This window comes from Dermacoccus sp. PE3, assembly GCF_001021715.1.
Classification (GTDB): Bacteria; Actinomycetota; Actinomycetes; order Actinomycetales; family Dermatophilaceae; genus Dermacoccus; species Dermacoccus abyssi.
This window is the reverse complement of sequence record NZ_LDCM01000002.1, coordinates 69,721-88,913: the sequence shown is the minus strand read 5'-3', so window position 1 is coordinate 88,913 and position 19,193 is coordinate 69,721. Positions and strand designations below refer to the sequence as shown.

At 68.9% G+C, this 19,193-nt stretch carries 15 protein-coding genes; 6 read left to right on the top strand and 9 right to left on the bottom strand.

From position 1 onward, the window contains the following. Window positions 1-26 precede the first annotated feature (26 nt). Window positions 27-2,597 carry an aminopeptidase N gene (gene pepN / locus AA983_RS05925; RefSeq protein ID WP_047311359.1) on the top strand — a complete coding sequence of 857 codons (2,571 nt, stop codon included), beginning with the start codon at window positions 27-29 and terminating at the stop codon, window positions 2,595-2,597. A 75-nt stretch (window positions 2,598-2,672) separates the two neighbouring features. Here the strand turns inward: pepN and malQ are convergent, their stop codons facing one another. Next, window positions 2,673-4,856 carry a 4-alpha-glucanotransferase gene (gene malQ / locus AA983_RS05920; RefSeq protein ID WP_047311358.1) on the bottom strand — a complete coding sequence of 728 codons (2,184 nt, stop codon included), beginning with the start codon at window positions 4,854-4,856 and terminating at the stop codon, window positions 2,673-2,675. Window positions 4,857-4,920: 64 nt separating this feature from the next. Between malQ and AA983_RS05915 the strand changes: the two genes are divergently transcribed. The 3 genes from AA983_RS05915 to AA983_RS05905 all read left to right on the top strand — a co-directional run bounded on the left by AA983_RS05915 (window position 4,921) and on the right by AA983_RS05905 (window position 8,107). Beyond that, on the top strand, window positions 4,921-5,874 hold the full coding sequence (locus AA983_RS05915) for a mechanosensitive ion channel family protein (RefSeq protein WP_047311654.1): 954 nt from the start codon (window positions 4,921-4,923) through the stop codon (window positions 5,872-5,874). 26 nt (window positions 5,875-5,900) lie between these two features. Then, window positions 5,901-6,305 (top strand): globin, encoded by a 405-nt coding sequence (locus AA983_RS05910; RefSeq protein WP_047311357.1) that lies wholly within the window; start codon window positions 5,901-5,903, stop codon window positions 6,303-6,305. 68 nt (window positions 6,306-6,373) lie between these two features. Further along, entirely contained in the window at window positions 6,374-8,107 is a 1,734-nt protein-coding gene (locus tag AA983_RS05905; protein WP_047311356.1) for a glycoside hydrolase family 13 protein, read from the top strand. Window positions 8,108-8,207: 100 nt separating this feature from the next. Here AA983_RS05905 and AA983_RS05900 read toward each other — a convergent pair whose 3' ends face one another. Genes AA983_RS05900 through AA983_RS05890 form a run of 3 tightly spaced genes read right to left on the bottom strand, consistent with a single transcriptional unit; the run spans window position 8,208 to window position 10,395 of the window. Next, window positions 8,208-9,254 (bottom strand): Gfo/Idh/MocA family protein, encoded by a 1,047-nt coding sequence (locus AA983_RS05900; protein WP_047311355.1) that lies wholly within the window; start codon window positions 9,252-9,254, stop codon window positions 8,208-8,210. Window positions 9,255-9,274: 20 nt separating this feature from the next. Then, a complete protein-coding gene (locus tag AA983_RS05895) occupies window positions 9,275-9,928 on the bottom strand; it encodes a hypothetical protein (protein ID WP_047311354.1) in 654 nt (217 codons plus the stop codon). Further along, the gene (locus AA983_RS05890; RefSeq protein WP_047311653.1) at window positions 9,925-10,395 is read right to left on the bottom strand and encodes a thioesterase family protein; all 471 of its coding nucleotides are present in this window, start codon (window positions 10,393-10,395) and stop codon (window positions 9,925-9,927) included. Before AA983_RS05890 ends, AA983_RS05895 begins: the two co-directional genes overlap by 4 nt. A gap of 91 nt (window positions 10,396-10,486) precedes the next feature. Between AA983_RS05890 and AA983_RS05885 the strand changes: the two genes are divergently transcribed. Together AA983_RS05885 and AA983_RS05880 are read left to right on the top strand one after the other, a co-directional pair. After that, on the top strand, window positions 10,487-11,461 hold the full coding sequence (locus tag AA983_RS05885) for an acyl-CoA thioesterase II (RefSeq protein ID WP_322612607.1): 975 nt from the start codon (window positions 10,487-10,489) through the stop codon (window positions 11,459-11,461). A 76-nt stretch (window positions 11,462-11,537) separates the two neighbouring features. After that, the gene (locus tag AA983_RS05880; protein ID WP_047311352.1) at window positions 11,538-12,137 is read left to right on the top strand and encodes a GNAT family N-acetyltransferase; all 600 of its coding nucleotides are present in this window, start codon (window positions 11,538-11,540) and stop codon (window positions 12,135-12,137) included. 1 nt (window position 12,138) lies between these two features. Here AA983_RS05880 and AA983_RS05875 read toward each other — a convergent pair whose 3' ends face one another. The 5 genes from AA983_RS05875 to AA983_RS05855 form a co-directional block, all read right to left on the bottom strand. Further along, complete coding sequence (locus tag AA983_RS05875; RefSeq protein WP_047311351.1) at window positions 12,139-12,861, bottom strand: siderophore-interacting protein; 723 nt, start codon at window positions 12,859-12,861, stop codon at window positions 12,139-12,141. A gap of 375 nt (window positions 12,862-13,236) precedes the next feature. Continuing rightward, complete coding sequence (gene ettA, locus AA983_RS05870) at window positions 13,237-14,919, bottom strand: energy-dependent translational throttle protein EttA (RefSeq protein ID WP_047311350.1); 1,683 nt, start codon at window positions 14,917-14,919, stop codon at window positions 13,237-13,239. A gap of 122 nt (window positions 14,920-15,041) precedes the next feature. After that, window positions 15,042-15,614 (bottom strand): single-stranded DNA-binding protein, encoded by a 573-nt coding sequence (ssb, locus tag AA983_RS14720; RefSeq protein ID WP_052946927.1) that lies wholly within the window; start codon window positions 15,612-15,614, stop codon window positions 15,042-15,044. A 163-nt stretch (window positions 15,615-15,777) separates the two neighbouring features. Further along, entirely contained in the window at window positions 15,778-17,451 is a 1,674-nt protein-coding gene (locus tag AA983_RS05860; RefSeq protein ID WP_052946926.1) for a GTPase family protein, read from the bottom strand. Next, window positions 17,448-19,163, bottom strand: a complete 1,716-nt coding sequence (locus AA983_RS05855; protein ID WP_047311349.1) for a dynamin family protein — start codon at window positions 19,161-19,163, stop codon at window positions 17,448-17,450. Before AA983_RS05855 ends, AA983_RS05860 begins: the two co-directional genes overlap by 4 nt. Between the last annotated feature and the right edge of the window lie 30 nt (window positions 19,164-19,193).

Sequence of the window (19,193 nt, the reverse complement as noted above, 5' to 3'; positions counted from 1 at the left end):
ATCGCCTTCAGGAAGGAACCGACGCCGTGACCGGCTCGAACCTCACACGCGAGGAAGCCCTGGAGCGCAGCGCCAACATCGCTGTCGACTCCTACGACATCACGCTCGACCTCACGACGGGAGCCGAGACGTTCACGACGTCGTCGACGGTCCGTTTCAGCGCCACGCCGGGCAGTGAGACCTGGCTCGACTTCCTCGGCGAGAGCGTGGACCGCGTGGTGGTCGGCGGTGAGGACATCGCCGTCGAGTGGGACGGCGCCCGCGTGCGCGTGCCGAACCTCGCGGCCGAGAACGAGGTTCGCGTCGATGCCGTCGGCCGGTACATGAACACGGGTGAGGGCCTCCACCGCTTCGTCGACCCGGCTGACAACGAGGTCTACCTCTACTCCCAGTTCGAGGTACCCGACGCGCGACGCATGTACCCCGTGTTCGAACAGCCGGACCTCAAGGCGAGCTTCACCTTCACCGTCACCGCCCCGGCCCGCTGGCAGGTGCTCTCCAACGAGCCGACGCCCGAGCCGCAGCCGGCGGAGACGACCTACACCGGCCCCAACGGTGAGACCGAGCCGGCGGCCACGTGGCGCTTCGGGGCGACGCCGCGCATCTCCTGCTACATCACGGCCCTCGTGGCCGGCCCGTACGAGAAGTACACCGACGAAGTGACGTCCCGCGCGGGCACCGTGCCGCTCGGCGTCTACTGCCGCAAGTCGCTCGCGCCCCACATGGACGCCGACGAGATCTTCGACATCACCAAGCGCGGCTTCGCGTTCTTCGAGAACGAGTTCGACCAGCCTTACCCGTTCACTAAGTACGACCAGATTTTCACGCCCGAGTACAACATGGGCGCCATGGAGAACGCGGGCTGCGTCACCTTCACGGAGATGTACGTCTTCCGCGCCAAGGTGAGCGAGGCCATCATCGAGCGCCGCGCCCTCACCGTGCTGCACGAGCTCGCCCACATGTGGTTCGGCAACCTCGTCACGATGAAGTGGTGGAACGACCTGTGGCTCAACGAGTCGTTCGCCGAGTGGGCCTCGACGACGGCGCAGGCCGAAGCCACCCGTTGGGAGAGCGCCTGGACGACGTTCGGCACCTCGGAGAAGGCGTGGGCGTACCGCCAGGACCAGCTGAGCTCCACACACCCGATCGTCGCCCCGATCCGTGACCTCGCCGACGTCGAGGTGAACTTCGACGGCATCACGTACGCCAAGGGCGCCTCGGTGCTCAAGCAACTCGTCGCCTACGTCGGGCGCGAGTCGTTCACCGCCGGCCTGCGCGCGTACTTCGCGAAGTACGCGTGGCAGAACACGACGTTGCCCCAGCTGCTCGGCGAGCTGGAATCGACGAGTGGCCGCGACCTGTCGTCCTGGTCGAAGCAGTGGCTCGAAACGGCCGGCGTCAACACGCTGCGCCCGGTCGTCGAGGTCGACGGCTCCGGTGTCATGACGCGCGTGCTCATCCAACAGAGCGCGACGAACGAACTGCCGACGCTGCGCCCCCACCGTCTCGCCGTGGGGTGCTACCGCCTCGAGGGCGACACCCTCGTGCGTACGCAGCGGGTGGAGCTCGACGTCACGGGTGAGAGCACCGAGGTCACCGAGCTCGTCGGGGTGGAGCAGCCGGATCTGCTCCTCGTCAACGACGACGACCTCGCCTACGCCAAGATCCGTCTCGACGAGCGCAGCCTCGCCACCGCCATTGCTCACCCGCGCGCCTTCACCAGCTCGCTGCCCCGTGCGCTCGTGCTCGGTGCGGCCTGGGACATGACGCGCGATGCGCAGATGCCGGCGGGCGACTTCGTCCGCATGGCGCTTGCGACCCTGCCGGGCGAGGACGACTCGACGCTGCTGCGCACCCTGCTCGGCCAGATGTCCACCGCCGCACTCACGTACTCGGCGCCCGCCAAGCGCGAGAAGCTCGTCGCCGACGCGACGGGCGGGCTGCGCTCCCTGGCCGAGGAAGCCGAAGCCGGCAGCGACGCCCAGCTGCAGCTCGTGCAGACGTTCGCATCCTTCGCCCAGAGCGAGGAAGATGTTGCGTTCGTTCGTGCGCTGCTCTCGGGTGAGCGCACCCTCGACGGTCTCACCGTCGACACCGAGATGCGCTGGACGCTGCTCACGTCGCTCGCCGCTGCAGGTGCCGCCGACGCCGCGGAGATCGACGCCGAACTGGCCCGCGACAACACGGCCACGGGTGCCGAACGCGCGGCACGAGCTCGCGCGTCGCTGCCGACGTCCGAGGCGAAGGCGGCCGCATGGTCGTCCGTCGTCGACTCCGACGAGCTGGCCAACCAGACGATCGCCGAGACGGCGGCGGGATTCGGACACGTTCACGACGTGAGCCTGCTCGAGCCGTATGTCGAGAAGTACTTCGCGATGGCCGAGGACTACTGGGCAGGGCGCACCCACCACATCGCGGAGCTGGGCATCTCGTCGCTGTTCCCGATGGCGCTGGCCGGACCGCAGCTGCTCGACGCCGCGCAGCAGTGGCTCTCGTCGCACAGCGACTCCCCCGCGGGTCTCGTGCGCACGGTCGCCGAGAACCGTGACGCCGTCGCCCGAGCCGTCACGGCGCAGGAGTTCGACGCTCGCGCCTGATCCGGACTGATTACCGGAAGGAGGCCCCCGACACGATTCGTGTCGGGGGCCCCTTCGTCGAGCCGTGCTCGAGGCTCAGCTGCGCGCCCGCACCACCCGGATGACCCGCTTGGCACGACGCGAGGTCATGAGATCGTCCAAGCTCACCCCCGACTCGTCAGGGCCCGCGACGGGGCGACGCCACAGGGCATGCACGTGGGTGACGCCGTGCTCGCCCACGATGCGCTGATCGCCCACGAGATCGGCGACACGGACCGTGAGCAGCAGGCTCGGGGCCGATGCCAGATAACGGTGCAGGGCCCCCACCTGGTCCTCCACACTCGCGCGCGGCGTCATGAGACCGCGCGCCGCGAGGGCCTCGACGAGAGCCTTGCGACGCTTCCCGGCGCGCTCCTCGTAGGCAGCGTGGTCGTCGCGCAGACCGTATCGACGTGCCTCCTCGAGGTGAGATCCCGTGAGCAGTGCTGCGCTCGGGGGCGCGTCCTTGGCGCCGAGCGAGGTCATGGCGAGCTCGGGCAGCTTCTTCGGGTCTCGCGAGCCGCTCCCCTCGGTGTCGTCGAGGAGCACGGCCGAGGAAACGACACCGCGCTCGGCGAGGTAGTCGCGGATCCACGGCTCGGTTTCGTCCTCGTCACCGGCCACGACGAGCGCGCCCGCCCGATGCGCCTCGAGCAGCAGAATTCCGATGAGTGCCTCGTGGTCGAACTGAACGTAGGTACCCGCGTCCGCAGCGTTCTCGGCCGCCGACGGCTGCGGTATCCACCACTGGCGGAACAGGGTGCCGATGCGCTCCACCCGCAGTGCGCCACTGCGAGCGAGGGTGCGACGCACGACGTCACGCCACTGTGCGTAGCCGTTCTCGGCGAGCGCCGAGGGCTTCATCGCAGCAAGGCCGAGATCGACGACCGTGCCGTCCGCGGCGCGCGCTCCGAGACGCATGTCGGCGGCGAACGCCTCCGGCCAGGCCCACTCCTCGAAGCCACCGTCGATGATGCCAGGAGCGATGTCGTGCATGACACCGATGCGCATGCCGGCCGCTTTCACCTCACGCTGCGCATCAGCGAACTGTGCGCCGGCGACCCACTGCAGCCACGCCTCGAACTCGACGTCGTCGGCGTGCTCCTCGCGGAAGGCGGCTACCTCGGGGCTGCGCGGATTCTGCAGTTCCTCGGGCCATGTGCTCGCCGGAAGACCGTGTTTCAGCGCAATGACGCACCACGTCGCGTAGTCGAACAGCCAACCCGCCTCGGACTCGACGAAGTGCCCGAAGTCGCGACGACGGCGGTGGGAACGCTCGACGTTGAAGATCATCCGCAACGCGGCTCGCTTCGACTCCCAGACCGCGTCGCGGTCTACCTCGTCCGTGAGATTGAGACGGCGGGCGTCGTCGCCGTGCCACTCGACGAGTTGGTGCTCCGCGGCCGAGAGATAACCGATCTCGGGCACCTCCTCGACGCGGATCGCGAGAGGGTCGAGCGCCGTACGGCTCGCGGGGCGATACGGGTTGGGGTCGATCGTGGGCACGGGATCGGCCGCGTTCACCGGGCCGACGTTGACGTAGTCCGCACCGCTTCGGGCGGCCCATGTGCCGAGTTCGGCGAGGTCTGCTGCATCGCCGATGCCCCACGAGCGCTCGGACCGCACGGCGTAGAGCTGGCCGGCCACTCCCCAGCCGCGCTTGGCGGCCAGATCGGGCGGCAGGGTCATCGTCGCGGGCGTGACGACGACCGGACGGACGTGACGACGGCCCCCTGCGCTCACCTGAAGTTCGTGGTAGCCCAGAGGAAGATCGCCGGGCAGGTCGAGGTCGACGACCTGAGGAGATGTGCTGTCGCTCTCGCCGGCTGCGTCGCTCTCGTCCTCCCCATCTTCGCTCTTGTCCTCGTCCTCACCTTCGGACTCGCTGCCGGTGTCCGATGGAGCGTCGAGTTCATCGTCACGCTCGAGGGGGACGATGCTGCCGTCCTCGAGCACGATGCGCGCCTCGAACTCAGCGGTCGCGGGCACGGTGAGCGTGACACTCGGGGTCCAGGACTCGCGCAGGACGAGTGCGTCAGGAAGGCCCACCACGGAAGGCGTGCCTCCTCCATGGCGATCGGCACTCGGCGCCGCGTCTTCGCTGCATTCGACGCCCAGCGAGGTGAGCACCGCCTCGACGACCTCCGGCGCGACCGCTCGGGCGCGTCCCGAGCCGTCGCGGACATGGGTGGCAACGCCGTGGGCGTTCGCGAGTTCGTTGAGGGAAGGAGTGCCGGGCATAGGGCAATTCTGGCAGACGCTCCTGGCCGTTCCAGACGTTCGGCGGGATGGTTGGATGGCAGGCATGGCTGCACCGTCCTTCGTCCCCCACGCCGCCTCCCTGCCCGAGGGATGGGAGTGGCTGGTCGGCACTCCGCTGCAGATCGTCGTGGTCGTCCTGGGAGCCCTGGCCGTGCGCTGGATCCTGCACCGGGCCATCACCCGCGCGGTCCACGCGATGGAGACGCGAAGCACCACGCCGGAGGTCGTCGGCGAGGAGGGCGCTCTCTCCCCCGCGAGGGCCCGTCTGCGGGCCGCCGCTGGCCTCGACGACGAACGCCGCCGACAGCGCGCGGCAACGATGGGCTCGCTCCTGCGGTCGGTGACGACGGTCGTCGTCCTCGCCGTCGCCACCCTCACGGTCGCCGCGCAGCTCGGCATCCAGCTAGGCCCGCTCATGGCGAGCGCCGGCGTGGCAGGTGTCGCCGTCGGTTTCGGTGCGCAGTCGCTCGTCAAGGACTATCTGTCGGGCATCTTCATGATCTTCGAGGACCAGTACGGCGTCGGCGATGTCATCGACACCGGAGAAGCCGTCGGCACCGTCGAGGAGGTGACGCTGCGCATCACTCGGCTGCGCGACGCCAACGGCGTCGTCTGGTACGTGCGCAACGGCGAGATCATCCGCGTCGCGAACCGCTCCCAGGGGTGGTCGACATCGCTCGTCGACGTCCCGGTGTCGTACGACGCGGACATTCACAAGGTCACCTCGGTGCTCGACGAGGTCGTCGACGCGCTGTGGCAGGACGAGACGTGGAGCGCCAAGCTCATCGAGCGCCCCGACGTCGCGGGTGTCGAATCGGTCGGAGGAGGCGCGATGACCTTCCGGATCATCGCCAAGACGGCACCGAACGAGAACTTCGGTGTGACGCGCGAACTGCGACGCCGCGCGGTCATCGCGCTGGAGAACGCCGGGGTGAAGGCTCCACCGCTCGTGCCGGGCTACGTCGGCGTCAACCCGAACCTGCCGCCGGTCAAGTAATCGGCGGCGGGTGAAAGACTGGGCACATGAGTGAGGCAACCCTGTACGAGAGGTTCGGAGGCCACGCGACGTTCCACCGTCTCGTCGAGGTGTTCTACGACGGCGTGGCCTCGGACGAGAAACTGCGCGCGCTCTACCCCGAGGAGGATCTCGAACCGGCGAAGCACCGTTTCGAGATGTTCCTCGAGCAGTACTGGGGCGGCCCGACGACGTACTCCGAGGAGCGCGGGCACCCGCGCCTGCGGATGCGTCACATGCCGTTCGCCGTCACACCGGAGCAGCGTGACCGCTGGCTCACCCACATCATGGCTGCCTGCGACGCCGTCGATCTCGAGCCGGAACTCGATGCGCTCCTGCGCGACTACCTCGTGCGTGCTGCGTACAGCCTCGTCAACACCCCCGGCCCTGAACCGGAGAACCCGATCCGCTGAGTCTGGCCCTGCCGCCCAACGGTGAAACGCGTTTCGCGTGGGCAGACCTCGGTTGGCACACTGGGTCGGTGAGCCAAACGACCACCTGGAACAGCCAGTCCGCACCCGCCCACGACCAGACGCCAGAGGCCGAGTGGTGGCGCTCGTCGACGATCTACCAGGTCTACCCGCGCTCGTGGGTCGACTCGAACGGTGACGGCGTCGGCGACCTGCCGGGCATCACCTCGAAGCTGCCCTACCTGCGCGACCTCGGTGTCGACGCCCTGTGGATCTCCCCCTTCTACCGCTCGCCCATGGCGGACGCCGGCTACGACGTCGCCGACTACCGCGACATCGACCCGCTCTTCGGATCGCTCAGCGACGCCGACGACCTCATCGCACGCGCCCACGAACTCGACCTGCGCGTCATCGTCGACCTCGTGCCCAACCACTCCTCCGACGAGCACGAGTGGTTCAAGGCCGCCCTCGCGGCCGGCCCCGGTTCGCCGGAGCGTGAGCGCTACATGTTCCGCGACGGCAAGGGCGAGAACGGCGAGGAGGCGCCGAACGACTGGAAGGCCATCTTCGGCGGCAACGCCTGGACGCGCGTCACGGACGCAGACGGCAACCCGGAGCAGTGGTACCTGCACCTGTTCGACCCCAAGCAGCCCGACTTCAACTGGAACAACGAGGCCGTGCGAGCCGAGTTCCTCTCCATCCTGAGGTTCTGGCTGGATCGGGGTGTCGACGGTTTCCGCGTCGATGTGGCCCACAGCCTCGTCAAGGCCGATGGCCTGCCCGACCACTCCGCTCACGCCAAGATGGCCGGACTTTCCGACGCGAACCACGACAACGGCGGCCCGATGTGGGATCAGGACGGCGTCCACGAGATCTACCGCGCGTGGCGTGAGGTGCTCGACTCCTACAACCCCGTCGACGCCGACGGCTACGACTCGGCCGGCGACCGGGCGATGTGCGCGGAGGCCTGGGTCAACCCGCCGGAGCGTCTCGCGCGCTACGTACGCCCGGACGAGTTCCACCAGGCCTTCAACTTCGCCTTCCTCGAAACGCCGTGGCGCGCCGCCGACATGCGCGAGAGCATCACGTCCTCGTACGCCTCGAACGACGCCGTCGGGGCACCGACGACGTGGGTGCTGAGCAACCACGACGTCGTGCGTCACGCCACGCGTTTGGCACTGCCGATCGGTGAACCGCGCCCCAACGGCATTCGTGCCGAGGACCCGCAGCCGGACGCCGCGCTCGGCCTGCGTCGCGCCAAGGCCGCCACGGCTCTGGAACTGGCCCTGCCCGGCGGCGCCTACCTCTACCAGGGTGAGGAGCTCGGCCTGCCCGAGCACACGACGATGGCCGACGAAGCCCGTCAGGACCCGACGTGGGAGCGTTCGGGTCACACCGAAGCCGGCCGCGACGGCTGCCGCGTCCCGATGCCCTGGGTCAAGGACGCTCCGTCGTTCGGTTTCGGCTCCGCAGACGCCCCCTGGCTGCCGCAGCCCGACGTCTACGGCGACCTCGCCGTCGACCAGCAGGACGGCGTGCCCGGATCGACCCTCGAGTTCTACCGCCACATGCTGTGCGAACGCCGCGCCCGTCGCCTCGGTGAGGGCACCCTCACGTGGGTGGAGGGGCCAGCCGACACGGTCGTCTTCGTCAACTCGCGTGATGGCCACGAGGACCTGTGGTGTGTGACGAACTTCGGTGCGGACACGACGCTGCCCGATGGTGCTGTCGTGGTCGTGCGCAGCGACGAGCGTGACGACCTCACGGTGCCGACCGACGTCACGGTGTGGTTCACCCGCGCCTGACCGACCCATCCCTCACGAACGTTGCCCCGGCCGAGACCGTTCTCCACCGGGGCAACGCTCACTCAGTTCCGTCCAGAGGCGAAGCGACGAGTCCGTGAGGTCACTCGCCGGGGTAGACGACGCCCAGCTGACGACGCACCTCGTCCATGAGGTCCATGACACGCAGCGTTTCGGCGTGGGTCATGAGCGGCGACTCGCGATCCCCCGCCGCGATGAGGCGCGCCGCCTCGGCGGCCTCGTAGTGGAGGGCGTGGATCGTGTCGGCGGAGCGGTACTCGTCGAGCAGCTGCCCATCGTTCGCGAGAAGCCGCACTCGCGTCGGGAAGTAGAACCAGCCGTCGATCTCGAGGCGTCCCTTCGTGCCGGCGACGACGGCCGTGTTCGGTGTCTGGGTGGCCATCGTCGTCGCAGCCTGGGCGACGACGCCGTCGGCAGCCGTGAGCACGATGACCTCGGACTCGTCGACGCCTTCATCGGTGAGCGTCCCCCGGGCGCTCACCGTGGTGAACTCGGGTACGAGCATCGCGGCGAACGACAGGGGGTAGACCCCGAGGTCGAGCAGCGCCCCTCCGGCGAGAGCAGGATCGCTCAGCCGCTGCGGGCCGTCGGGGTGGAGAGCCTGGCCATGGTCGGCGGCGATCCACTTGAGGTCGCCGATGAGTCCGGTGTCCACCGCACGACGAACGACGTCGTAGTGGGGCAGGAAGCGTGACCACATGGCCTCCATGCAGAAGACCCCCGCTTCGCGCGCCGCATCAAACACCTCACGCGCTTCGGTCGCGTTGCGCGTGAAGGCTTTCTCAACGAGCACGTGCTTGCCGGCGCGGATGGCCGCCAGTGCGTGATCGCGGTGCTCGCTGTGAGGGGAAGCGACGTACACGACGTCGACCGAGGAGTCCGCGACCAACGCGTCGTACGAGCCGTACGCAGTTGCTCCCGGAGCGAGTTCGTCGACGAAGGTCTGAGCTCGCTCCACGCTGCGCGATCCCACGGCCACGATGCGCTGCTGCGTCTCGGCCCCGATGGCGGAGGCGAATGTCCGCGCGATGCCGCCGGGTGCGATGACGCCCCACGCGAGGCCGGGAGCCTCCTGAGGGTCGGGCGTGGACGGAGCTGGAAGGCGGCGGTCGTCGGATGTACGCGTCATGCGACGACCCTATCGAGGCGTCAGCGCACGAGCACGTGGCCGACGGACGTCGACACCCGGTGCCAGCGCGCGGTGCCGAACACGTGGGCCTCCGAACCGATGGCGAAGCCGAGTGCGTAGATGCCGAGCGCCGCGCCCGCCGGAAGCCCGTCGGCACCCCCCAGATCTCCCGCGATGGGCCGGTTCCAGACCTTCTCGCGCAGCTGCTCGACGGCGGCCGCTCCCGCCCCCTGCGGCGTGCCCTCGGCCACCTCGGCGATACCGTCACGGGCGACCTGGACGAGATCCGCGAGCGGCAACCGAGCGAGTGGCGCCCACCCGGCGCGCGGCGGCGTCACCGCGGCCCACGTCGTGCGCACGGTGGTCGGAGGGACGTCGAGGACGCGGGGGTCCGCGTTGTGCCGACGCGCCAGCCGGTCACTGATCGCGCGAAGCGGCACCACGGTGTCGAGGGGGCGGGCGACCGGCTGCGCCAACCGCAGCACGCGCAGCCCGACGACGGTTCCTTCGCCCATGAGCCCGCGTCCCTTGCGCACACCCACCCAGGTGGCGAGGGTCGTGCCGTCTGCCTGGAGGCGGATGGCGCCGTCGTCCTCGAGAGTGAGGGCGCGTGAGACGAAAGTGGCGAGGTCACCCGCCGTCTCACCATCGGCCAGGTGCAGCACCTCCGTCATGATGACGAGCGCTTCGCGCTGCTGTGGCGGAACGTCACCGCCGGGCCGAGGAAGCTGGACAGGCTCTCACGGTCGATCGGATCGAGCCGACGCGGGCGCTCGGCCTCGAAGTCGTAGCCGACGAGGGTCGTCTCCGCGAGGGCGTACGTCGTCGAGCCGGCACCTGCGTCGCGCACCTCGTAGCCGATGTCGTACGACGCGCCGGTCAGCCGGGTCACCCACATGGCGACCTCGATCGGTTCGATGCGGAACACGAGAGGCGCGCGGTACTCGATCTCGTGGCGCGCCACGATGATTCCCTCACCGACGACCGATCGAGCACGCCCGAACCATTCGGCGAAGGCGAGGATGCGGGCGTCCTCGAGGAGCCGCAGGAACTGCACGTTGTTGACGTGCCCGTAGGCATCCATGTCGGACCAGCGCAAGGGCACGGGGACGACGGAGCAGCGTTCGGGAGCGAAACTCATACCTGCATTGTGGCGCGTCGGGTGACGAACCGTGCAGCCGCCGTCCACCAAACGTTCACTAAGCCTCGTTTCCGGTGGGTAACCTCTGCGGGTGAGCGAAAACAAGGATGAAACGCAGGAATCGGTCGACCCCATGGCTTCGCTGCTGCACGTACTCGACCTGCAGCCGGTCGGAAATGCAACCGTGAGCGCCACGTTCAGCGCCCAGACGAGCCTCGCCGACCTCGGTCAGAGCCGCGCCGACGTCTTCGTCGGTGAGTCCCAGCCGCAGCCACACGGCCGGATCTTCGGGGGGCAGGTTCTCGCCCAGTGCGTCATCGCAGCAGGACGCACGGTGACACCCGGAGACGGGAAGCCGCCCCGCTTCATCCACTCCCTCCACGGCTACTTCCTGCGCCCCGGCGACTCGATGCAGCCCGTACACTTCGCCGTGGAGAGGCTGCGCGACGGCGGTTCGTTCTCCGCGCGCCGCGTCCACGCCATCCAGAACGGCGCGCCGATCATGAGCGTCATCATGAGCTTCCAGGAGGAGGCCCAGGGCATCGACCACCAGGTCCCCATGCCCGAGGTCACCGACCCGCTCGACCTCCCGACGACAGCGGACGTCGTCGGCGACATCGACCACCCGATCGCGCAGCACTGGGCGCACGGGCGGGCGGTCGACGTCCGTCACGTCGAGGGCGCGCTCTACCTGCAGCCCGCATCCGAACGCACGCCGCAGCAGCACCTGTGGATGCGCACGTTGAGCGCCATCCCGGACGACCCGCTGCTCGGCGCCGCCGTGCTCGCGTATGCCTCCGACTACACGATGCTCGAGTCGGCGATGCGCGCGAACGGGGTTGCCTGGGTGACGCCGGGCTTCCGCGCTGCGAGCCTCGACCACGCGATGTGGTTCCACCGCCCGGTGCGCCTCGACGACTGGATCCTCTACGCGCAGGATTCGCCGTCGGCCCAGGGCGGACGCGGGCTCGGCACGGGGCGGATGTTCACCCGTGACGGCACGCTCATCGCGACGGTCGCGCAGGAGGGCATGATGCGCATCAAGGATCTGTCGGTCCTGAACTGACCTCCTGGACGCGCTCGTCGCACCCACACGGTGGACCGCGCGTGACTTTCGCCGAGGAAGGGTGTGAGGTGGGGCCATGACGGACATCGATCGCGACATCACCCTCTCCGGCTCCCTGGTGCGCCTCGAGCCCCTCTCCCACGATCACCACGACGGGCTCGTCGAGGCGACAAACGACGGGCAGATGTGGACCCGGTGGTACGCGTCCGTGCCGCGCCCGGACGCCGTCGGACAGATGATCGACGACCGTCTGCGCCTCAAGGACGAGGGTTCGATGGTGCCGTTCGCTGCGGTGCGCACGTCCGACGGCGTCGTGCTGGGCAGTACGGCGTTCTACGACATCCGCCCCGAGGTACCGCGCGTGTCGATCGGCTACACGTGGAATCGCGTGTCGGCGCACAGCAGCGGAACGAACGTCGAGAGCAAGCTGCTGCTCATGACCTACGCCTTCGAGACGGCCGGGTGTGCGGCCGTCCGGTACGAGACCAGTTGGTCCAACCAGCAGTCACGCGCCGCCATCGAGCGACTCGGCGCACATCTCGACGGTGTCCTTCGCGCCGATCGCCTCGAGAGCAACGGCGCGCTGCGCGACACCGTCGTCTACTCGATCCTCTCCCACGAGTGGCCGAGCGCGAAGGCCAACCTGGAGTTGCGCCTCGCCCGCCACTGCGGTTGAGTCAGCCGGCGGCGCTCCAGTAGGCCTGGGCGTGGATCCGTTCCTTACCGACACCGTGATCCTTGCGCAGGGCTCGCACGACGGCTCGCGTGGCCGAGGCCTCAGTCGTGACCCAGAAGCGCGTCGTGGCTTCGCCCGCGAAGTCGTGCGTGCGAGTGAGCAGCGCCTCGTCGCCCATGGCGAACCACTCGACGTCTGTAGCGGCCGCTAGGCCGAGTGGAATGTCGCGGTCGTCGTCGTACTCGCTGTGCAGGAGCACCGTTGCCGGAGCCTCGGACCAGTGATCCAGCAATGACCGAATGGCAGGTACGCACGCCGTACCGCCGATGAGGACCGTTCGCTCCCAGGACGTTCCGGGCGCCGGCTTCTCGGACGGCCAGGGGCACTTGGAGCCGAGCAAGGACGCGCGAATGCGGGTGCCGGCGGTGACGTTCTGCGACCAACGAGCGGCCACGCCGTCGTGGAGCGCGAATTCGAGGGTGGCGCGGCCGCTCGCCTCGTCGGCGTCGACGAGGGTGAAGGCACGCTGGTGGTCCTTGCCGTCGTCGTCGAACCACAGGCGAAGCCACATCGACGGGTGCACCCCGTGGCTGCGCAGGAAGTCGCCGCAGTCGACGTGCACGCGGTGGTAGTGAGGCGTGAGGGGTTCGCTTCCGAGCACGACCAGCTCGGTGTTCTTGGCGCCGAAGGCGTTGACGACGAGGCGCTCGAACGAGGGTGACATGGTTCCCTTTCGCACGGGGTAGGACGCAGCCACCCTAACTTAGGTAACCCTCACACAGCCGTCTGCAGGGTCACTGACCCAATTTCGGCGGCTCCCCCTCGCCTGAACCTGAGAGGCCACGAGCCCAACACCCTCGGAGCCGCCCCGACAACACAAGCGGAACCACGCTGGAAGCGGACTCGGAGCGCACGAAAGCCCACGGTGTGACCGAGCTTGCGAGGGTCACACCGTGGGCTTTCGTGAAGCGACGCCCGACGCGCTGTCGCACCGAGCGAACTGAGCGAGCTTGCGAGGTCAGTTCGCCGGAAGACGGCGCAAGGGAGAGGCTGCCTGTCGCACCGAGGAACTCAACCCGGAAGACGGGCCAATGATCGGCTAATCGCGCGTGAGGCGGCGGTGCGTCACGCGGTGGGGGCGTGCGGCTTCGGCACCGAGGCGCTCGATCTTGTTCTTCTCGTAGTCGTCGAAGTTGCCTTCGAACCAGTACCACGCCGAGGGGTTCTCGTCGGTGCCTTCGTAGGCGAGGATGTGCGTCGCGACGCGGTCGAGGAACCAGCGATCGTGGCTGATGACCACGGCGCAGCCCGGGAAGTTGAGCAGCGCGTTCTCGAGGGAGCCGAGGGTTTCGACGTCGAGGTCGTTGGTCGGCTCGTCGAGAAGGAGCAGGTTGCCGCCCTGCTTGAGGGTGAGCGCGAGGTTGAGGCGGTTGCGCTCACCACCGGAGAGGACACCGGCCTTCTTCTGCTGGTCCGGCCCCTTGAAGCCGAACTGCGAGACATACGCACGGGCCGGGATCTCGACCTGACCGACCTGGATGTGGTCGTTTCCTTCGGAGACGACCTCGAACAGGGTGGCTTCGGAGTCGATGCCGCCGCGGTTCTGGTCGACGTAGCTGATCGAGACCGTGTCACCGATCTTGACGGTGCCCCCGTCGGGCTCTTCGAGGCCGACGATGGTCTTGAAGAGCGTCGTCTTGCCGACACCGTTCGGGCCGATGACGCCGACGATGCCGTTACGCGGAAGCGTGAACGACAGACCGTCGATGAGGACGCGGTCGCCGAAGCCCTTCTTGAGGTCGGTGACCTCGATGACCTGGGCGCCGAGGCGCGGGCCCGGCGGGATCTGGATTTCCTCGAAGTCGAGCTTGCGCGTGCGCTCGGCCTCGGCAGCCATCTCCTCGTAGCGGGCGAGGCGGGCCTTGCTCTTCGTCTGGCGAGCCTTGGCGTTGGAGCGGACCCACTCGAGCTCGTCCTTCAGGCGCTTCGCGAGCTTCTGATCCTTCTTGCCCTGGACCGTGAGGCGCTCCTGCTTCTTCTCCAGGTAGGTGGAGTAGTTGCCCTCGTAGGGGTAGAGGCGGCCGCGGTCGACCTCGCAGATCCAGCCGGCGATGTTGTCGAGGAAGTACCGGTCGTGGGTCACGGCGAGCACAGCGCCGGCGTAGGAGGCGAGGTGCTGCTCGAGCCAGAGGACGGACTCCGCGTCGAGGTGGTTGGTGGGCTCGTCGAGCAGGAGAAGGTCGGGCTTCTGCAGCAGGAGCTTGCACAGGGCGACGCGGCGCTTCTCGCCACCGGAGAGCACGCTGACGTCTGCGTCACCGGGCGGGCACCGCAGGGCGTCCATGGCCTGCTCGAGCTGGCTGTCGAGATCCCACGCGTCAGCCGCGTCGATCTTCTCCTGGAGCTTGCCCATCTCCTCCATGAGGGCGTCGAAGTCGGCGTCCGGTTCGGCCATCTCGGCGGAGATCTCGTTGTAGCGGTCGAGATCCTGCTTGATCTGCCCGAGACCCTCTTCGACGTTGCCGCGCACGGTCTTGTCCTCGTTGAGCGGCGGCTCCTGCAGCAGGATGCCCACCGAGTAGCCGGGCGACAGGCGTGCTTCGCCGTTGCTCGGCTGGTCGAGGCCGGCCATGATCTTGAGGATGGTCGACTTGCCGGCGCCGTTCGGGCCGACGACGCCGATCTTCGCTCCCGGGTAGAACGACATCGAGACGTCGTCGAGGATCACCTTGTCGCCAACGGCCTTGCGCGCCTTGGTCATGGTGTAGATGAACTCTGCCATGGCTCAGAGGCTATCTGTTTCGCGCGGCACGGCGCGACTCGTCACTGCGCACCCGCCCTGTTCCGACGCCGGAGACCGGGCTCACGGGTCCGGGCTCCTGACACGCACGCCGTCGCGTTCGCTCACGAGGCGAGCCGCTCTCCCTGTTCTGTCGCGGCGTCGCCGGTGTCCGCCTGGCCGTTCATGTCGGCCGCACCGACCTCCTTGCCCTCGGTCACCGCGTCCTGCCGCGCATCGCTGTCGCCCTCATCCGGCGCGAGGTCACCCTCCAGCTCACGCATGGCGAGGGTGACGGCGTCGTCGGCCAGACGGTCATTGCTCGGGATGACCGGCCGGACGCTCTTGGTGAACGTGCTATGACCGAACCGCAACGACGGCCCGATGTCGTGGGCGTCGATCTGTGCGCTCGTGCGCAGTTCGCCGTCACGCGCTTCGTACTGCGTGAGCCGCAAGCGCCCGGTGACCATGACGTGCTGGCCCTTGGTGAGCGAGTGGTAGGCGTTGCCCGCGAGCGCCCGAAAGGCCGTGACGCTGAAGAACTGCGCTTCGCCGTCGCTCCACGAACCGTCCTCGGCGTTCCAGCGGCGCGGGTTGACCGCGATGCGGAAACTGACGAAGGGATCACCGGCCCGCGTTTCCCGCAGGACGGGGTCGCTCACCACGGTGCCGCTGACATCGACCTTCACTTCGTTCATGACTCTCTCCTCCTCGTGTGCACCGAACCGGGTTCGGCGACGGGCACTCACCCACGCCGACGACGCTAGGAACGTCGCCCGTCACCTGACCAGGGCAGAGCCTTCGAGGGTGTGGAAAGGCCTCCCCGGAACGTGTCCGGGGAGGCCTTTCCACAGGTGAGAGTTACTCCGAGGCTTGTGCAAGCGCCTTCGCCGTGTCGTCGTGACGCGTCACGACTGCGGCGACCGGCGCCACAATGCGCTCCTGGGCAACCTCCGTGATGGCCGCGTACAGGCGCTCACGAGCGTCGTCGCGAGCACGCGCCGCACCGGCGCGGGCAAGGGATCGCGCCAACAGGGCGAGCAGGAAGCCGAGCAACAGCCCGACCACGAGCATGACGAGCGGAATCGGCAACCAGTCGCCACCGAGCGTCGGCACTCCGACATGGATCTGCATCATGCTGAAGCCGAAGAGCACGAGCAGCCACACGGCCCCCGCGAGCGCCACCGCGGCGAAGATCCACTGGAGTACGGCGGCAACGCCCCACCACGCGGGGAAACGTCCGCGCAAAGGGGTACGCATCACGGCCTGGTCGAGCGCGTCGGCCATCGAGCCGTCCCGCGGCGTGGCGGCGGCGCGCACCTCGTCGGCCCACGGAGCAGGCATCCCGTCGGAGGCCCGCTCGCCGAGGCGCCGCGTCGCGAGATCGACGGCTGCGCGGGCAGCGGGGCTCGCCGGCGGCAGCGACGACTTTCCGAGAGCGATGCGGCGGTCCGCACGGCTGAGGTTCGCTTCGGCCTGGGTATCGAGACCCAGACGGGAGAGCGGCTTGGCCTTGAGGTTCTGCGTCCAGCGCGTGAACGGCCAACCGGTGCGGCGGGCCGCTTCGACCCGGTAGTCGCGTTCCACAGCGTCGAGCGCCACGTTGACACCGGCGGAGTCTGCGAGCGCCGAGACGAGTTCGTCGTTCGATCCGGTGACCCGCTGGGGACGAACGGCTCCGACGTGCGAGTTGAGGCGCTGTGCCTGGTGCCGCAGATCGCCGGCCAGACGTCGGTCGGAGGCGTTCTTCGACTGCACGAGGTCGGCGAGGGCGTCGATGAGCAACTCGCCGCCACCCGTGGCGATCGTCGAGGTCGGCAGAACGACAGCATCGGTCAGCCCGTCCTCCTCGAGCAGACGCGTGAGGTCGGCGAGGCAGCTCTGCGCGGCCTCGGGCGTGAGCCGGTCGACCTGGTTGAGGACGACGACGGACGTCGCCTTCGCGACGGCCAGCTGGCGCACGTACTGCTCGTGCAGGACGGCGTCGGCGTACTTCTGCGGGTCGGTGACCCACACGAACAGGTCACACATCTCGAGCACGCGGTCGGCCTCGGCACGGTGCTCGCGCACGCGGGAATCGAAGTCGGGAAGGTCGAGGAGCACGAGGCCGTCGAGCTCGACGTAGCGCGGCATGCTCGGGTGCACCTGGTGACGTGCGGAGATGTCGAGCCAGTCGAGCAGTTCTCCCGGCACGCTCTCGCCCCAGATGGCGGCGGAGGCGCGCGAGGTCGTCGGACGTCGCGCACCGATGCGGGAGACGGGCTCCCCGACGAGGAGGTTGAACAAGCTCGACTTGCCGGAGCCCGTAGCGCCGGCCAAGGCGACGACGGTGTGGTCGCCCCCGAGGCGCGAACGTTCGGCGACGCGCGCCAGGAGCTTGCGAGCCACTGCGACGTCGTCGGCGGGCAGAGCCGCCCCGCCGAGCGTCAGCGCGCGCTGGAGAGCGCCGGCGCGGCCGTCGACCTCCTCGCGCGACACCGGGGCCACGACGGGGCGCTCCTCGCGCTTACCGCGGGCGAACGGGTTCCAACTCATCGTGCGTCCTTCACGGCCGCGAGGGCCTTCTCGATGCGCTCGGGGGCGCCTGGAGCGAGCGCGACCTCTGCGAGGGCTGCGTCGTAGCGCTGCTCCTCACGCTCGAACAGCTCGGTGATGCGCTCAAGCAGCATGCCGCGGGCCCGGTTCGCCAGGGTACGAACGGCCTGGTCGCCGAAAATCGCTTCGAGGAGGCGCTGCGCGAGAACGGCCGAGCCTCCCGCGATGCCGACCTCCGCACCGCTCAGACCGTACGTCGAGGCGAACGTGATGAGCATGAGCATGACGGCGATGCCGTTGACGCCGAAGGCGAGGAAGCGCGCTGTCGTGCGCTTGTCGCCTGCCTCTTCCCGCACGAGGTCGAGCACATCGCCCTGCCAGTCGCGGACGAGACGTTCGACCGTGGACGTGAGCTCGGGGCTCGCGGCGTTCAGTTCGGGGTGGCGGGCCATGATCGGCTTGCCCGCAGGGTCGAGTCGCCAGGCGCGGCCCGCGTCGAGGGCAGCCGATTCTCCGTGCGACGTGACGAGCTGTGCGACACCGGACTGGAGGGCCTCCCCTAGATCACGAGCCGGAGCAGCGGTCTCGGTGCGGGCGCGGAAGAAGCCGGTGACACGATCGCGGAGCTTGCTCACGCCGGCCTCGAACTGCTTGAGCAGCTCGCCGGTACCGACGAGTTCCTGCCAGCGCGCGAGCACCTCGCCGCGCAGCAGGGTGCCGTCCTTGAGGCCTTCCTCGACCGCGCGCAGCTGCTCGGAGTAAGCCTCGGACGCGGCGCCGGCCAACGTCGTCGCCGCCTCGTGCTGCGCGCGTCCGGCGGCGACAGCACCGCGGGCGCGCCCGTCGAGGGAGTCGAGTGCCCCGTCGAGCGTTCGACGGATGACGACCTGACGCGACAGGGCGTCGTTGGCCAGCGAGTGCAGCCAGCTGGAGATACGCTCGACCTCGATGTGCGGCAGCATGCCATTCTCTTCGAGCGGCGATTCTGCGACGGCGAACACCGGCGACTGGCCGAGGCCCTGCGCCGCGAGCATGCGCGCGAGGTCGGCGCGCACCTCCTCCATCGCGTCACGAGGCACGCGGTCGAGCACGACGGCCACGGACGTCCCGCGGTCGATGGCCTGCTCGAGCATCTCCCACGGCACGGCGTCGGCGTAGCGGACAGCGGTCGTGACGAAGAGCCACAGATCAGCCGCGGAAAGCAGCTGGCGCGCAAGGTCGCGGTTGGCGGAGACGACCGAGTCGATGTCAGGGGCGTCGAGCAGCGCGAGACCGCGGGGCACGGAGGCGGACGCGACGAGGCGCAGCGACGACGGGTCGTCACCCTGCGTCGCAGCGCCGGTGATGCGCGAGAGACCCGGCAGGACGCGCTCGCCGGTGAACCATTGAGCGTCCGAGGGGTGGTGGATGAGCACCGAGGCTCGCGTCGTCGGGCGCAGGACGCCGGAGCGTGTCACCTGCTCACGCACGATGGAGTTGACCAGCGTCGACTTGCCTGCGCCCGTCGAGCCACCGATGACGGCGAGCAGCGGGGCGTCGAGGGATTCGAGGCGCGGCAGGACGTAGTCGTCGAGCTGCGACACGAGCTCCCCCTGCTCGCGGCGCTGCTTGGCGACGTCAGCCGTCTCGAAAGGGAGGGCGTTGGCGGCGACAGCGGCACGCAACTCGCCCACGGCGCGGTGCAGGCGCGCACCGTCGAAAACTTCGTTCACCCGTACAGTCTCGTATGCCGTTGGCGCGCA

What these genes read in the sequence shown, in the direction of transcription:
- AA983_RS05860 (WP_052946926.1), bottom strand. Translation starts at nt 17,451, where the DNA reads ATGAGTTGGAACCCGTTCGCCCGCGGTAAGCGCGAGGAGCGCCCCGTC.
- AA983_RS05890 (WP_047311653.1), bottom strand. Translation starts at nt 10,395, where the DNA reads ATGAGTTTCGCTCCCGAACGCTGCTCCGTCGTCCCCGTGCCCTTGCGC.
- AA983_RS05895 (WP_047311354.1), bottom strand. Translation starts at nt 9,928, where the DNA reads ATGACGGAGGTGCTGCACCTGGCCGATGGTGAGACGGCGGGTGACCTC.
- malQ (WP_047311358.1), bottom strand. Translation starts at nt 4,856, where the DNA reads ATGCCCGGCACTCCTTCCCTCAACGAACTCGCGAACGCCCACGGCGTT.
- AA983_RS05875 (WP_047311351.1), bottom strand. Translation starts at nt 12,861, where the DNA reads ATGTCACCCTCGTTCGAGCGCCTCGTCGTCAACGCCTTCGGCGCCAAG.
- AA983_RS05910 (WP_047311357.1), top strand. Translation starts at nt 5,901, where the DNA reads ATGAGTGAGGCAACCCTGTACGAGAGGTTCGGAGGCCACGCGACGTTC.
- ettA (WP_047311350.1), bottom strand. Translation starts at nt 14,919, where the DNA reads ATGGCAGAGTTCATCTACACCATGACCAAGGCGCGCAAGGCCGTTGGC.
- AA983_RS05880 (WP_047311352.1), top strand. Translation starts at nt 11,538, where the DNA reads ATGACGGACATCGATCGCGACATCACCCTCTCCGGCTCCCTGGTGCGC.
- AA983_RS05900 (WP_047311355.1), bottom strand. Translation starts at nt 9,254, where the DNA reads ATGACGCGTACATCCGACGACCGCCGCCTTCCAGCTCCGTCCACGCCC.
- ssb (WP_052946927.1), bottom strand. Translation starts at nt 15,614, where the DNA reads ATGAACGAAGTGAAGGTCGATGTCAGCGGCACCGTGGTGAGCGACCCC.
- AA983_RS05915 (WP_047311654.1), top strand. Translation starts at nt 4,921, where the DNA reads ATGGCTGCACCGTCCTTCGTCCCCCACGCCGCCTCCCTGCCCGAGGGA.